This window comes from Micromonospora sp. NPDC049139 (genome assembly GCF_055586845.1).
This window is the reverse complement of the sequence record NZ_JBVJHK010000003.1, coordinates 255,398-269,427: the sequence shown is the minus strand read 5'-3', so window position 1 is coordinate 269,427 and position 14,030 is coordinate 255,398. Positions and strand designations below refer to the sequence as shown.

12 protein-coding genes and 2 pseudogenes are annotated in these 14,030 nt (G+C 74.3%); 4 read left to right on the top strand and 10 right to left on the bottom strand.

The annotated features are described in order from the left end of the window. Positions 1-86 precede the first annotated feature (86 nt). Both ACZ6Q9_RS08035 and ACZ6Q9_RS08030 read right to left on the bottom strand, forming a co-directional pair. On the bottom strand, positions 87-749 hold the full coding sequence (locus ACZ6Q9_RS08035; protein ID WP_396828222.1) for a DUF2752 domain-containing protein: 663 nt from the start codon (positions 747-749) through the stop codon (positions 87-89). Continuing rightward, entirely contained in the window at positions 746-1,975 is a 1,230-nt protein-coding gene (locus ACZ6Q9_RS08030; protein WP_396828224.1) for a winged helix-turn-helix domain-containing protein, read from the bottom strand. The genes ACZ6Q9_RS08035 and ACZ6Q9_RS08030 overlap by 4 nt, the downstream gene beginning before the upstream one ends. Before the next feature lie 78 nt (positions 1,976-2,053). Between ACZ6Q9_RS08030 and ACZ6Q9_RS08025 the strand changes: the two genes are divergently transcribed. After that, positions 2,054-2,605, top strand: coding sequence for a GNAT family N-acetyltransferase (locus tag ACZ6Q9_RS08025; RefSeq protein ID WP_396828226.1), 552 nt, complete (start codon positions 2,054-2,056; stop codon positions 2,603-2,605). On the opposite strand, the gene ACZ6Q9_RS08020 is transcribed toward ACZ6Q9_RS08025, so the two are convergent. Continuing rightward, on the bottom strand, positions 2,504-3,811 hold the full coding sequence (locus ACZ6Q9_RS08020) for a glycosyltransferase 87 family protein (protein ID WP_393265559.1): 1,308 nt from the start codon (positions 3,809-3,811) through the stop codon (positions 2,504-2,506). The two genes, ACZ6Q9_RS08025 and ACZ6Q9_RS08020, sit on opposite strands and share 102 nt — an antisense overlap. A 35-nt stretch (positions 3,812-3,846) precedes the next feature. Between ACZ6Q9_RS08020 and ACZ6Q9_RS08015 the strand changes: the two are divergent. The 3 genes and pseudogenes from ACZ6Q9_RS08015 to ACZ6Q9_RS08005 form a co-directional block, all read left to right on the top strand. After that, a pseudogene (locus ACZ6Q9_RS08015) lies at positions 3,847-4,422 on the top strand (GNAT family N-acetyltransferase); the annotation flags it as partial. A gap of 145 nt (positions 4,423-4,567) precedes the next feature. Next, entirely contained in the window at positions 4,568-5,599 is a 1,032-nt protein-coding gene (locus ACZ6Q9_RS08010) for a sigma-70 family RNA polymerase sigma factor (protein ID WP_393451791.1), read from the top strand. A gap of 81 nt (positions 5,600-5,680) precedes the next feature. Further along, positions 5,681-5,899, top strand: a pseudogene (locus tag ACZ6Q9_RS08005) (VOC family protein); the annotation flags it as partial. Between the two features lie 26 nt (positions 5,900-5,925). On the opposite strand, the gene ACZ6Q9_RS08000 reads toward ACZ6Q9_RS08005, so the two are convergent. The 7 genes from ACZ6Q9_RS08000 to truB all read right to left on the bottom strand — a co-directional run bounded on the left by ACZ6Q9_RS08000 (position 5,926) and on the right by truB (position 13,849). Then, positions 5,926-6,408, bottom strand: a complete 483-nt coding sequence (locus tag ACZ6Q9_RS08000; RefSeq protein WP_396828228.1) for a GNAT family N-acetyltransferase — start codon at positions 6,406-6,408, stop codon at positions 5,926-5,928. A gap of 108 nt (positions 6,409-6,516) precedes the next feature. Beyond that, entirely contained in the window at positions 6,517-7,290 is a 774-nt protein-coding gene (gene dapB, locus ACZ6Q9_RS07995; RefSeq protein ID WP_393451788.1) for a 4-hydroxy-tetrahydrodipicolinate reductase, read from the bottom strand. 89 nt (positions 7,291-7,379) lie between these two features. Next, positions 7,380-8,804 carry a M16 family metallopeptidase gene (locus tag ACZ6Q9_RS07990; protein WP_396828231.1) on the bottom strand — a complete coding sequence of 475 codons (1,425 nt, stop codon included), beginning with the start codon at positions 8,802-8,804 and terminating at the stop codon, positions 7,380-7,382. A gap of 52 nt (positions 8,805-8,856) precedes the next feature. After that, entirely contained in the window at positions 8,857-11,241 is a 2,385-nt protein-coding gene (locus tag ACZ6Q9_RS07985; protein WP_396828233.1) for a polyribonucleotide nucleotidyltransferase, read from the bottom strand. 228 nt (positions 11,242-11,469) lie between these two features. Continuing rightward, positions 11,470-11,739 carry a 30S ribosomal protein S15 gene (gene rpsO / locus ACZ6Q9_RS07980; RefSeq protein ID WP_043962418.1) on the bottom strand — a complete coding sequence of 90 codons (270 nt, stop codon included), beginning with the start codon at positions 11,737-11,739 and terminating at the stop codon, positions 11,470-11,472. A gap of 181 nt (positions 11,740-11,920) precedes the next feature. Next, positions 11,921-12,850 (bottom strand): bifunctional riboflavin kinase/FAD synthetase, encoded by a 930-nt coding sequence (locus ACZ6Q9_RS07975; RefSeq protein ID WP_393451782.1) that lies wholly within the window; start codon positions 12,848-12,850, stop codon positions 11,921-11,923. A gap of 114 nt (positions 12,851-12,964) precedes the next feature. Further along, complete coding sequence (truB, locus tag ACZ6Q9_RS07970) at positions 12,965-13,849, bottom strand: tRNA pseudouridine(55) synthase TruB (protein WP_396828235.1); 885 nt, start codon at positions 13,847-13,849, stop codon at positions 12,965-12,967. Positions 13,850-14,030 lie beyond the last annotated feature (181 nt).

Sequence of the window (14,030 nt, the reverse complement as noted above, 5' to 3'; positions counted from 1 at the left end):
GCCCGACCCACCCGACCCATTCGACCCTGCCGGGAAGTCTGGAGGCGTGGGCCGCCTCGGAAAGCGTGGGCCGCGCCGGAGGAGGGTCAGACGTAGAGCGAGGTGAACGGCGCCCAGGGGAGGTTGCGTACCACCGAGAAGGCCAGCCAGGCGGCGAGGAAGCCGCCGATCACCTTCGAGCTGAGTTGCAGCTCGGGCAGGCGCCAGCCGAACGCCTGCTTCCCCGCCCAGGCGACGAAGAGGTAGGCCAGGAAGGGCAGCGCGAAGACGAAGAGGAAGTGGTGCCGGGCGGCGGCCGGCAGATCGGCGTGCAGCACGTACCAGAGCGCGCGGGTGCCGCCGCAGCCCGGGCAGTCCAGCCCCGTGGTCAGCTTGAGCAGGCAGGTCGGCGCGGCGTCCGGCGCGGCGTGGGTCGGGTTGCTGAGCAGCGTGTAGCCGATGCCGGCGGCGACGCAGCCGAGCGCGGCCAGCGGCACGGCCCAGCGCGGCGAGCGGTCGTAGAGGCGGACGACGAAGCGGGTCAGCCGGTCCGGCTCCGGCACCGGGTAGGGCGGCACCTGGCCCGCGGGCCACGCACCCGGCTCACCGGCGGGCCAGGCACCCGGCTCGCCCGCCGGCCACGCACCCGGCTCGCCCGCCGGCCCCGTGTGGGGCTGCCCCGACTGAGACGCCTGGGGCGGGGCGTCGACCCCGCCGCTCTGCGGATGCGGCTGGGGGGCCGGCCCGTCAACGCTCGTCACGTGGCTCACCGTACACCGGCCACGCCCAGCAGCGCGGCGGCCAGCGGGGCGGCCAGGTCGCCGGCAGCGGGCGGCGCCACCGCGTCCAGGCCGAGCCAGCCGGCGAGGCGGTGCAGCTCGGCGGCGAGTGCCAACGCGGTCTCGCCCGGGTCGGCGCCCGGCTCGACCCAGGCGGCCGGCACCAGCAGCACCCCGGCCTTGCGATCGGCCTTCAGGTCGACCCGGGCGGTGAACCGCTCCCCCTGCAGGAAGGGCAGCACGTAGTAGCCGTGGACCCGCTGCGGCGCCGGGACGTAGATCTCGATCCGGTAGCTGAAGTCGAAGAGCCGCTCGGTGCGGGCCCGCTCCCAGACCAGCGGGTCGAACGGACTGACCAGGGTGTTGCCGCGCACCCAGCGGGGCAGCCGCGCCCCGGCGTGCAGCCAGGCGGGCTGCCGCCAGCCCTGCACGGCGACCGGCAGCAGCTCGCCCGCCTCGACCAGCTCCGCGATGGCCTGCCGGGCGCCGGCGAGGGGCAGCCGGAAGTAGTCGCGCAGCTCCGGCTCCGCGGCCACCCCGAGCGACCGCGCGGCGATGGCCACCAGCGTGCGGTACGCCTCGGCGTCGGTCGGCGTGGGCGCGTCCAGCACGGTGGCCGGCAGCACCCGCTCCGGCAGGTCGTAGCGGCGGGCGAACGAGGAGGTGCGGTCGGCGGCGGTCACCTCGCCGGCCCAGAAGAGGAACTCCAGCGCCCGCTTCACCGCCGACCAGTTCCACCCCCAGTTGCCGGTCTCCCGGGGCGCGTCGTGCTCGATCTCGGCGGCGGTGAGCGGCCCCCGGGCGGCCACCTCGTCGCGGACCCAGGCGACCAGCCCGGGCTGCTCCTCGGCGATCCGGCGCATCCCGCCCCACGCCTGCGAGTGGGCGCGGGCCATCCGCCAGCGCAACGCCGGGTGCGACCCGACGGGGACCAGCGACGCCTCGTGGCCCCAGTATTCGAACAGCTCCCGGGGACGTCGGTAGGCGGCGGTGTCGAGCAGCGACGTCGGGTAGGGCCCGAGCCGGCTGTAGAGCGGCAGGTAGTGCGCGCGTTGCAGGACGTTGACCGAATCCATCTGGATCAGCCCGACCCGGTCGAGCACCCGGCGCAGGTGTCGGCGGGTGGGCACGCCGGTGGGCGCGGGGTCGGCGAAGCCCTGGGCGGCGAGCGCCACCCGGCGCGCCTGGGCGAGCGAGAGTGATTCCGGTGCGGCCATCGTCGGGCACCCTAATCCACCCGTACGACACGGGAGCGGACGCTGGACCGATCGCCCGCCGGGGCATAGAACGGACGCATGCTCACGATCCGGCGCGAGGAGCCCGAGGACGCCGAGGCGGTCGCCCGGGTGCACATCCACGGGTGGCAGGCCGGCTACGCGGGGATCATGCCCGACGAGGTGCTGCGGCGGCTCAACGTCGCGGCGTGGGCGCAGCGCCGCCGGGACCTCGGCACCGCCGATCCGGAGCACCCGTTCACCACCCTGCTCGCCGAGGCCGACGGGACGCTGGCCGGGTTCACCACGTTCGGCCCGTACCGGATCAACCAGGACCGGGGCGACCTCGACCTCGCGCACGGGGAGGTGGTGGCGATGTACGTCGAGCCGGCGCACTGGGGCGACGGCACGGCGGGGGCGCTGCTGGCCTCGGCCCGCGCCGGCCTGGCCGGGCGGGGCTGGTCCGACTACCGGCTCTGGGTGCTGGCCGACAACCACCGGGCCCGCCGGTTCTACGAGCGGGCGGGGCTGTCACCGGACGGTGAGCGGTCGACCTACCCGGTGCCGTTGGCCGGCGGGCGACCGCCGGTCGGGCTCGTCGAGCTGCGGTACGCCGGACGCCTCGACGGCTGACCTGGCCGGCGTCGCCCGGCGGCGGCTGATCCAGCCCGCGTCGCCCAGGCGACGGACCGGCAGGAACGCCAGCAGCGCCAGGCTGATCCAGACGTAGGTGTTGCTGCCGAGGAAGCCGTCGAGCCCGGCGAAGTCCTTCTCCCAGGCCCAGACGATCCGGCTGATCAGGAAGCCGTACCCGACGATCGCGGCGCCCAGCAGGACGCGGCGTCGGCGGCTGCCGGCCGGTGCGGCCATGCCGTTGTCCACCAGCAGGATCAGCGCGGGCAGCAACCAGACCAGGTGGTGCACCCAGGTGACCGGGCTGACCAGGCACATCACCGCGCCGGTCAGCGCCAGGCCGGTCGCCTCGTCGCCGGCGGCCACGGCGGCCCGGGAGCGCCACGCCCACAGCGCCAGCGTGGCGAGCACCAGCGCCAGCCAGGCCAGGGTGCTCGGGTGTTCCGGATTCAGCCGGGCGACCACCCCGCGCAGCGACTGGTTGGAGACGAACGCCAGCTCGCCCACCCGGCCGGTGTTCCACAGCGCCTCGGTCCAGAACTCCCGCGACGCGTCGGGGAAGAGCGCGGCGGCGAACAGGGTCGCGCCGGCCGCGGCGGCCATCGAGGTGAGCGCGGCCCGCCAGCGCCGGGTGACCAGCAGGTAGACGATGAAGATGCCCGGGGTCAGCTTGATCGCCGTGGCCAGGCCGATGCCCACCCCGGCCCAGCGGTTGCCGGCCGGCAGCAGCCGGAGCAGGTCGACCGCGACCAGGAAGAGCAACAGCATGTTGACCTGGCCGAAGTTGACCGTCTCGCGCATCGGCTCGTACGCGGCGGCCAGGCAGAGCGCCACGGCGAGGGCGTACCAGCGGGTCCAGCCGGCCCGGCGGGAGATCGGGTCGACCAGCCACCAGAACAGCACGGCGGTGACCACCACGCTGGCGGCCACGCTCACCACGATCGCCGCCGACCACGGCAGGTACGCCATCGGCAGCATGACCAGGGCGGCGAAGGGCGGATAGGTGAAGCCGTACTGCGTGCCGGGCTTGAGGAAGTCGTAGATCTCCCCGCCGTCGTGCACCCACCAGGTCAGCGCGCCGTAGTAGACCTTCAGGTCGAAGAATCCGTGTCGGACGGCCGCCACGGACAGGAACGCGGCCACCGCGACGGCGAGCCCCACCACGCTCACGACCTGCCGGACCGTCCGTCGGGGACCCTGCGCCACCGTCGCCTCCCTCGCCCTGCGTAGGCTTCCGTCCCATGGCTCTCGGGTACGTCCGCCCGGCGCGTCCGGAAGACGCCGGCGAGATCGCACGCATCCAGCTCGCGACCTGGCGGGTCGCCTATCGCCGGATCCTGCCCCGGCACGTGCTCGACAACCTGGACGAGACGTGGCTCGCCCGGCGGTGGAGCGCGGCGGTGCAGGAGCCGCCCTCCGGCACGCATCGGGTGCTCGTCGCCGTCGAACAGGCCGAGCAATCGTATCTGGTGGGGTTCGCCGCCTCCGGTCCGGCCGATGCCGAGGCACTCGCTCCGGGCGAGCCGGCCGAGGCGCTCGGGCCGGGCGTGGCGGCGGTGACCGACCTGCTGGTGGAGCCGCGCTGGGGGCGGCGCGGGCACGGCAGCCGGCTGCTCGCCGCGACCGTCGACCTGTGGCGCGCCGACGGGTTCGCCCGGGCGGTGGCCTGGGCGTTCGACGACGACGAGGCGACCCGCAAGTTCCTCACCAGCACCGGCTGGGAGCCCGACGGCGCGGCGCGTGCCCTGGACGTGGACGACATGCTCGTCCCGCAACTACGCCTGCACGTGGCGGTGCCGACGGAGGCGGACCCCGCGGACGCGACGCCCACGGAGGCGACGCTGCCGGACGTCCCGCCGGCCGGGTCGGTGCCGTCGCCGGCGCCCCCCGTGGACTGACGACAGGCCTCCGCGCGGGCCCGGATCGGCGGACACTGTCGGGGGCGTCGCCTACGGTGACCCCATGACCGCAGCGACGGCGACCAGCGGAGCAGGCGTGGCCCACGGCGGCGCGACCGGTCGCGACCCCGACGGTGCCGCCGGGCCGGCGTCGGGCCCGGCCGACGCGACGTTCGAGGCGCACCGCGTCGGGCTGACCGGTTACTGCTACCGGATGCTCGGTTCGATCTTCGACGCCGAGGACGCGGTGCAGGAGACGCTGCTGCGCGCCTGGCGCGGGCGTGACGGATTCCAGGCCCGGTCCTCCACCCGGACGTGGCTCTACCGGATCGCCACCAACGTCTGCCTGGACCAGTTGCGGGGGCGGGCCCGGCGGGCCCTGCCGATGGAGTTCGGCGGGCCGGACGAGCCGGTCCTCGCCGCGCTGGGCGCGCCGGCGCCCGAGCGCTGGGTGGGCCCCGCGCCGGACGCGGCCGTGCTGCCGTCCGGTGATCCGGCGGCGGTGGCCGAGGCCCGCGAGTCGGTCCGGCTGGCGTTCGTCGCCGCTCTGCAGCACCTGCCGCCCCGGCAGCGGGCCGTGCTGATCCTGCGCGACGTGCTGCGCTGGCGGGCCGACGAGACCGCCGAGCTGGTCGGCGCCTCGGTCGCGGCGGTGAACAGCGCCCTCCAGCGGGCCCGCGCCACCCTGGCCGCCCGCGACGGGCTGCCGCGCGCCCCGCTCGACGGGCGGCAGCGCGACCTGCTCGACCGCTACGTCGCCAGCTTCGAGCGCTACGACATCGACTCGCTCGTCGCGCTGCTGCGGGAGGACGCGGTGCAGAGCATGCCGCCGTTCGCGCTGTGGCTGCGCGGCCCCGGGGACATCCGGCGGTGGATGCTCGGCCCGGGCGCCGAGTGCCGCGGCTCGCGGCTGGTGCCGGTGTCCGCCAACGGCGGCGCCGCCTTCGGTCACTACCGCCCCGACCCGGCGGGCGGGCACCGGCCGTTCAGCGTCCACGTGCTCGAGTTCTCGGCGGGGCGGATCAGCCGGCTCACCCACTTCCTCACGCCGGAGCTGTTCGCGCGGTTCGGGCTGCCGCACCGCCTCGACCCCTGAGCCGGGCCGCCGCGCCCGCCCCTACCCGCCGGGCGATGAGTTCCGAAGGCCCGGGCCGTCCACCCCTCGTACGCCACGACAAGGAGGAGCGACATGTTCACGGACACGAAGGCGATGAGCAGCTTCGCGGTGGACGACATCGACCGGGCCGTCGACGAGCTGACCGGGCGCGGCGTCCGGTTCGAGCGCTACCCCGGCATGCCGCAGGACGACAAGGGCGTCATGCGCGGCCAGGGGCCGTCGATCGCCTGGTTCACCGACCCGGCCGGCAACATCCTCTCCGTGCTCCAGGAGGGCTGACGCCCCGCCCGCGAACCGGCGGGCGGTCAGGCGGAGGCGGCGGGGCGCAACTCGGCGACCAGTTCGTCGTCCTCCATCGCGCCGGTGGGCGTGAAGCCCAGGCTCGTGTAGAGCCGGGCGGCCGAGGCGTTGTCGGGGTGGTAGGAGAGCCGGACGGGGTGCCCGCCGTCCTGCGCGGCGAGCCACGCGGCGAGGGTGCGCACGGCCGCCCGGCCGACGCCCCGGCCCTGCTCGGCCGCGTCGATGACCATCCCACCGATCCAGCGCGAGCCGTCGTCGTCCACGCCCCACATGACGTGCCCGGCCACCGTCTCGTCCGCGTACACGGCGAGCGAGTTCCAGACGTCGGAGCGCATGGTCAGCAGCAGGTAGCGGGCGGCCAGGGCCGGCACCCAGGCGCGCTGGTCGTCGCGGGGGGCGACGTCGGCCACCGCCCGCCAGTTGTCGTCGTCCACGGGGCGCAGGGTGACCCGGCGGCCCGCCCGGTCGAGGATGCCAGAATCGATCACCCGGGCAGCCTAGGAGCCGCCCGGCAGCCAGGCGACGGGATTCCCCCGGCGGTGAGCTGCATCTCGCCCATCAGGTGGCTGGAGACGAAGACGGTCCGACCCTCGGCGTCAGTCGAGCAGGGCGTCCAGGCCGACGGTCAGCCCCGGCCGGTTGCGGACGGCGCGGACGGCCAGCAGCACGCCCGGCATGAACGACGCCCGGTCGTACGAGTCGTGCCGGATGGTCAGCGTCTCGCCGGTGGTGCCGAAGAGCACCTCCTGGTGGGCGACGAGGCCGGTGGCGCGCACGGCGTGCACGCGTACTCCCTCGATGTCGGCGCCCCGGGCGCCCGCCACCTCGTCCTTTGTCGCGTCGGGCGCCGGACCCAGCCCGGCCTCGGCGCGGGCCGCGGCGATCAGCCGCGCGGTGTGCGTGGCGGTGCCGCTGGGCGCGTCCAGCTTGCGGGGGTGGTGCTGCTCGACGATCTCGACCGACTCGAAGTGCCGGGCCGCGCGGGCGGCGAACTGCATCATCAGCACCGCGCCGATGCCGAAGTTGGGGGCGATCACCACGCCCACGCCGGGCTTGCGGGCCAGCCAGCCGCGCACCCGATCCAGCCGCTGCTCGGTGAAGCCGGTGGTGCCGACGACCGCGTTGATGCCCTGGTCGATGCACCAGTGCAGGTTGTCCATGACGACGTCGGGCGTGGTGAAGTCGACGACCACCTCGGCCCCGGCGTCGGAGGCCGCGAACAGGCCGTCGCCCTGGTCGACCATGGCCACGAGTTCCATGTCGCCGGCGGCGTCCACGGCCTTGCACACCTCGACGCCCATCCGGCCCCGGGCGCCCAGCACGCCGACCCGGATCGGCTCGTCCGCGCTCTTCTCCTGCTCGTCAGTCACGGGGCACAACCTATCCCAATCGGGACGTCCGCATCCCGCCGGACCCGAGGCAGGGCCCGGCCACGGGCGCGGGCGGGTGGCGCGGCCGGTCAGCGGGCGGAGAAGTCGCCCTCGCCGAACGGGCCGACCACGGCCAGCGACATCGGCCGGCTCAGCAACTCGGCGGCGAGGGTGTTCACGTCGGCCACGGTGACCGCGTCGACCCGACGGAGCAGCTCGTCGACCGGCATCAGGTCGCCGTAGAGCAGCTCGCCCTTGGCCAGCCGGCTCATCCGCGAGCCCGTGTCCTCCAGGCCCAGCACGAACGAGCCCTTGCTCATCCCCTTGCCGCGGGCCACCTCGGCCTCGGTCAGGCCGTCGGCGGCCACCCGGGCGAGTTCGGCCCGGGTCAGCTCCAGCACCTCGTCCACCTTGCCGGGCGCGCAGCCGGCGTAGACGGCGAAGAGGCCGCTGTCGGCGTACTGGCTGGCGTAGGAGTAGACCGAGTAGGCCAGGCCACGCTGCTCGCGGATCTCCTGGAACAGCCGGCTCGACATGCCGCCGCCGAGGACGTTGTTGAGCACGCCGAGGGCGAAGCGGCGCTCGTCCAGCCGGTCGATGCCGGGGCAACCGAGGATGACGTGCGCCTGCTCGGTCTCCTTCGGCTCCACCAGGGTGGCGGCGGGCCTGGTGCGTACCGCCGGGGTGGCCGACCGGTGCGGCGCCGGCACCGCCGGGTCGGTGTCCAGCGGGGTGCCGCGCAGCGCCTGGCGGACGAGCTTCACCACCGCGGTGTGGTCCAGGTTGCCGGCGGCGGCGATGACGATCTGCGGGGCGGTGTAGCGGCGGCGGTAGAAGCCCTGGATCTGCCGCCGGGTCATCGGCGTGACCGTCTCCTCGGTGCCGGAGATCAGCCGGCCCAGCGGGTGGTCGCCGTAGACCGCCCGGGCGAAGAGGTCGTGCACCTCGTCGCCGGGCTCGTCGTCGTGCATGGCGATCTCTTCGAGGATCACGCCCCGCTCGGTCTCCACGTCGGCCGGCTTCAGCACCGAGTCGGCGACCAGGTCGCACATGACGTCGATGGCCAGCGGCAGGTCCTCGTCGAGCACCCGGGCGTAGTAGCAGGTGTATTCCTTCGTGGTGAAGGCGTTGGTCTCGCCGCCCACCGCCTCGATCTCGGAGGAGATGTCCAGGGCGCTGCGCTTGTTGGTGCCCTTGAACAGCAGGTGCTCCAGGAAGTGCGCTGCGCCGGCCTGCGGGCCGGTCTCGTCGCGGGAGCCGACCGCGACCCAGATGCCGAACGACACGCTGCGCATCGCCGGGATCGCCTCGGTGAGCACGCGCAGCCCGCTGGGCAGCACGGTACGGCGTACCGTGCCGCCCAGCGGGTCGTCACTGATCGTGCGGGTCACCGCCCGGGAGGCGCCGCCGGAGCGGGCCCCTCCGGTGCCGCGGAACGCGGCGTCCGAGGGGCCCGGGAACGACGCCACCCCCCGTCGATCCGGCGGAAACGGCGCACGAACGGCCCGACTCACGTGTTGTTGCTCCCAGATCGACGAGGGGTGGGTGGTGCGGTGCGCTGGTGCGTCAGCTGTGCCGGGTCCGGCGGCGCGGACGCTCGCCGCCCTCGCCACCCTCGCCGCCGCCCTGGCCGCGCTCGCCGCCGCCCGGGCCACGACCGCCCCGGTCGCCGCCGCGGTCGCGGTCGCCGCGGTCGCGCGGGCCCCGGTCACCCCGGTCCCGGCCGGCCGGCCGCTCGCCACCGGCGGCCTCGTCGGCGGCCGGCGCCTCGGCACCCTCCGGGCGGACCTTGTCCAGGTAGATCTTGCCGCGGGCGTCGATGTCGGCGATCTCGACCTCGACCCGGTCGCCGACGTTGAGGAAGTCCTCGACCTTCTCGACCCGCTTGCCGTCGCCCACCTTGGAGATGTGCAGCAGGCCGTCGCGGCCCGGCAGCAGCGAGACGAACGCGCCGAACGCGGCGGTCTTCACCACGGTGCCGAGGAACTTGTCGCCGACCTTCGGCAGCGTCGGGTTGGCGATCGCGTTGATCCGCTCGACCGCGGCCTGGGCCGACGGGCCGTTGGTCGCGCCGACGTAGATCGTGCCGTCGTCCTCGATGGAGATCTCGGCACCGGTCTCGTCCTGGATGGCGTTGATGGTCTGCCCCTTCGGGCCGATCACCATGCCGATCTTGTCCACCGGGATCTTGACGGTGGTGACCCGCGGCGCGTAGTCCGACATCTCGGCCGGGGCCTCGATGGCCCGCTGCATCACGTCGAGGATGGTCTGCCGGGCCTCGTGCGCCTGCTGGAGCGCGGCGGCCAGCACGTCCGACGGGATGCCGTCGAGCTTGGTGTCGAGCTGGAGCGCGGTGACGAAGTCCCGGGTGCCGGCGACCTTGAAGTCCATGTCGCCGAACGCGTCCTCGGCGCCGAGGATGTCGGTCAGCGTCACGTACTGGGTCTTGCCGTCGACCTCGTCGGAGATGAGGCCCATGGCGATGCCGGCGACCGGCGCCTTCAGCGGCACACCGGCGGACAGCAGGCCCAGCGTCGAGGCGCAGACCGAGCCCATCGAGGTGGAGCCGTTGGAGCCGAGCGCCTCGGAGACCTGCCGGATGGCGTACGGGAACTCCTCGCGCGACGGCAGCACCGGGATCAGTGCCCGCTCGGCGAGCGCGCCGTGGCCGATCTCGCGCCGCTTCGGCGAGCCGACCCGGCCGGTCTCACCGGTCGAGTACGGCGGGAAGTTGTAGTTGTGCATGTAGCGCTTGGACTTCTCCGGGGAGAGGGTGTCCAGCGACTGCTCCATGCGCAGCATGTTCAGCGTGGTGACGCCCAGGATCTGCGTCTCGCCGCGCTCGAACAGCGCCGAGCCGTGCACCCGCGGCAGCACGCCGACCTCGGCGGTCAGCGGGCGGATGTCGCGCGGGCCGCGGCCGTCGATGCGGACCTGCTCGCGCAGCACCCGGTTGCGGACCTCGGACTTGGTCAGCGACCGGAGGGCGGCGCTGAGCTCCTTCTCCCGGCCCTCGAAGCGCGGACCGAGCTCGGCCAGCACGCGGCCCTTGATCGCGTCCAGGGCCTCCTCACGGACCGCCTTGCCGGCGATCTGCAGGGCCTCGGCGACGTCGGCGCGGGCCAGGTCGGCCACCGCGTCGTACGCGTCGTCCTGGTAGTCCAGGAAGACAGGGAACTCGGCGACCGGCTTGGCGGCCACGTCGGCCAGCTCGCTCTGCGCCCGGCACAGCTCGCGGATGGCCGGCTTGGCGGCCTCCAGGCCGCTCGCCACGACCTCCTCGGTCGGGGCGGGGGCGCCGCCGGCGACCAGCGCCACGGTGTGCTCGGTGGCCTCGGCCTCGACCATCATGATCGCGACGTCGCCGTCGGCCAGGGCGCGGCCGGCCACCACCATGTCGAAGGTGGCCCGGGCCAGCTCCTCGTGGGTCGGGAAGGCGACCCACTGGCCGTCGACGTGCGCCATCCGGGTCGCCCCGATCGGGCCGGAGAACGGCAGGCCGGAGAGCTTGGTCGACATCGACGCGGCGTTGATCGCCACGACGTCGTAGGGGTGCTGCGGGTCGAGCGCGAGGACGGTCTCGACGACCTGGACCTCGTTGCGCAGGCCCTTGACGAACGACGGGCGCAGCGGCCGGTCGATCAGCCGGCAGGTGAGGATCGCGTCCTCGCTGGGGCGGCCCTCACGGCGGAAGAACGAGCCGGGGATGCGGCCCGCGGCGTACATCCGCTCCTCGACGTCGACGGTCAGCGGGAAGAAGTCGAACTGCTCCTTCGGCTGCTTGCCGGCGGTGGTGGCGGAGAGGACGACCGTCTCGCCGAGCTGGGCGATGACGGAGCCGGCGGCCTGGCGGGCCAGCCGGCCGGTGGAGAAGGTGATCTCACGGGTGCCGAAGGACCCGTTGTCGATCACGGCGGTGCGGGATTCGGTGCCGAGGTTGGTCTCGGTCATGGTGCTGTCGTGCTCCTTCGCATCGGGGGCCCACGACGCGGGAGATGCTCAGACGGCCGGTCTTCGATCGAAGCGCCCGGGTGGCCGGCGAGGTGCCGGGGTGCCCGGGGGCCACTACCGGAGACCGGTACGCTGACCTGCTCCCATTCTCGGGTGGTCGCGCGACCCTGGTTTTCGGGTGGTACCGGAGCGGGGGAGCGGCCCGAGTCAGGCCACTCCCCCGTCACGTCACCGGCGCAGACCGAGCCGCTCGATGAGCGACCGGTAGCGGTTGATGTCCTTCTTCTGGACGTAGTTGAGCAGCCGACGGCGACGGCCGACCAGCAGCAGCAGCCCGCGGCGGCTGTGGTGGTCGTGCTTGTGCACCTTCAGGTGCTCGGTGAGCTCGGCGATCCGCTTGGTGAGGACCGCGACCTGCACCTCCGGCGAACCGGTGTCGCCCTCGGCGGTCGCGTACTCCGCGCGGATCTTGGCCTTGGCTTCCTGGTCGAGCGCCATGTTCTCCCTGTTTCGTGGGTTGTTCGATGATGTCCGTCGGATCGGTCGGTGGACCGGAAACGGACCGGTACCTCGCACCCGCGGCGTCGTGCAGGCACGCGAGGCCCCACGTCGGTCAGCCGACGTCCCCGCCAGACTACCAGTACGGCCGGGCGCCGGCCGGTCAAGGGCCGCGAGGCGGTCAGCCGAGGGCCCGGCGGGTCCGCTCGACGTCCTGCCCCATCTGGGCGATCAACGGCTCGATCGCGTCGTATCGGATCTGCCCGCGCAGGTGCGCGACGAAGTCCAGTGCCAGCCGCTCGCCATAGAGGTCGCCGTCGAAGTCCAGCACGTACGCCTCCACCCGCCGCTCCCGCCCGGAGAAGGTCGGATTGGTGCCGACCGACACCGCCGCCCCCAGCGGTTCGGCGTGGCCCCGGCGCACCAGCCGGGCGGCGTAGACGCCGTCGGCGGGCACCGCCGCGTACCGGTGACAGAGCAGGTTGGCGGTGGGGAAGCCCAGCTCACGGCCGCGCTGGTCGCCGCGGACCACCACGCCCTCCAGCCGGTGCGGGCGGCCGAGCGCGGCGGCGGCGGCCACCACGTCCCCCGCGTCGACGCAGGAGCGGATGTACGTGGACGAGAAGACGGTGCCCGCCTCGGCGACCAGCGGGGCCCCCTCGACGCCGAAGCCGAAGGTGCGGCCGAGCCGCTCCAGCAGCGCCACGTCGCCGGCGGCGCGGTGCCCGAAGCGGAAGTTCTCCCCCACCACGACCAGGGCGGCGTGCAGGTGCTCGACCAGGACGTCGTGCACGAACGCCTCGGCGGGCAGCCGGGAGAACTCCGGGGTGAACGGCACCACGCACAGCACGTCCACGCCGAGCGCCTCGATCAGCTCGGCCTTCCGGGCGGGCTCGGTGAGCACCGCCGGGTGCGAGCCGGGGCGGACCACCTCGGCCGGGTGCGGGTCGAAGGTGACCACCACCGACTGCACGCCCAACTCGCGGGCCCGGGCCACGGCGTGCCCGATGGTCGCCTGGTGCCCCTTGTGCACGCCGTCGAAGACGCCGATGGTGACGACCGACCGCCCCCAGCCACCGGGCGCCGCGTCGTACCCCCGCCACCGCTGCATTGCGCTCCTCCCTGCCTCCGCCGGCCGGCGGTGTAAGGAAGGGCCCCTCATTAACGCCTGGTGTATAGGAAGGGCCCCTTGCTAACACTTTCCCGGCTGACCTGCGCCCCGCCGTCAGGCGGGGGCGAGCACGATCTCCGCGCGGGCCCGGCCGTCCCGCTCGCTGACGATAGCGATCAGCCCGCCGTCGGGGCCGAAGACCGCATAGGGGCCGGGAATGCCGGCCGGGTCGAGTGGCCCGCCGTGGGAGATCACCTTCGCCTCGTCGGCGCCGGCGTCGCGCCGCGGGAAGAACCGGTCGGCCGCCGCGGCCAGCGGCAGGTGGACCACCTCGGGCGCGCGCCGCTCCAGCTCGTCGAGGGTGGCGGCCTCCGCGAGGGTGAAGCCGCCGACGGCGGTACGCCGCAGCGCGGTCAGGTGCCCGCCCACCCCGAGCGCCAGGCCCGCGTCCCGGGCGATGGCCCGGATGTACGTCCCGGAGGAGCAGGTCACGTCGATGTCGACGTCCACCACGTCGGGGGTGTCCCGGCGCACGGCCAGCAGGTCCAGCCGGGAGACGGTGACCCGGCGGGCGGGCAGCTCGACGCTCTCCCCCTCGCGCACCCGCTTGTACGCCCGCTGCCCGTCGACCTTGATCGCACTGACCGCGCTCGGCACCTGGTCGATCTCGCCGGTCAGCGCGGCGAGGGCGGCGTGGATCGCCTCGTCGGTGACCCGGCCGGCCGGAGTGGTGGCGATCACGTCGCCCTCGGCGTCGTCGGTGACGGTGGCCTGGCCGAGCCGGACGGTGGCCGTGTAGCTCTTGTGCGCGCCGATCACATAGGTGAGCAGGCGGGTGGCCCGGCCGACCCCGATCACCAGCACGCCGGTGGCCATCGGGTCGAGGGTGCCGCCGTGCCCCACCCGGCGGGTCCGCGCCAACCGGCGGATCCGCGCCACCACGTCGTGCGACGTCATGCCGCCGGGCTTGTCGACCACGATCAGACCGTCTGCGCTCACGACACCCAAGCCTGCCAGACCGGCTCGGACGCCCCGTCGCCGCCGTACGCGGGTCGGGTGGACGGCCGGCGCGGCGTCCACCGGTCGGACAGCGCTGCCCGGCGGCGACCGAACGGGACCACGGCGGCGCGCGGCGGGTGCGAAGATCATGCGCCCCCTCCCCGCACTCCCACCTGGACAG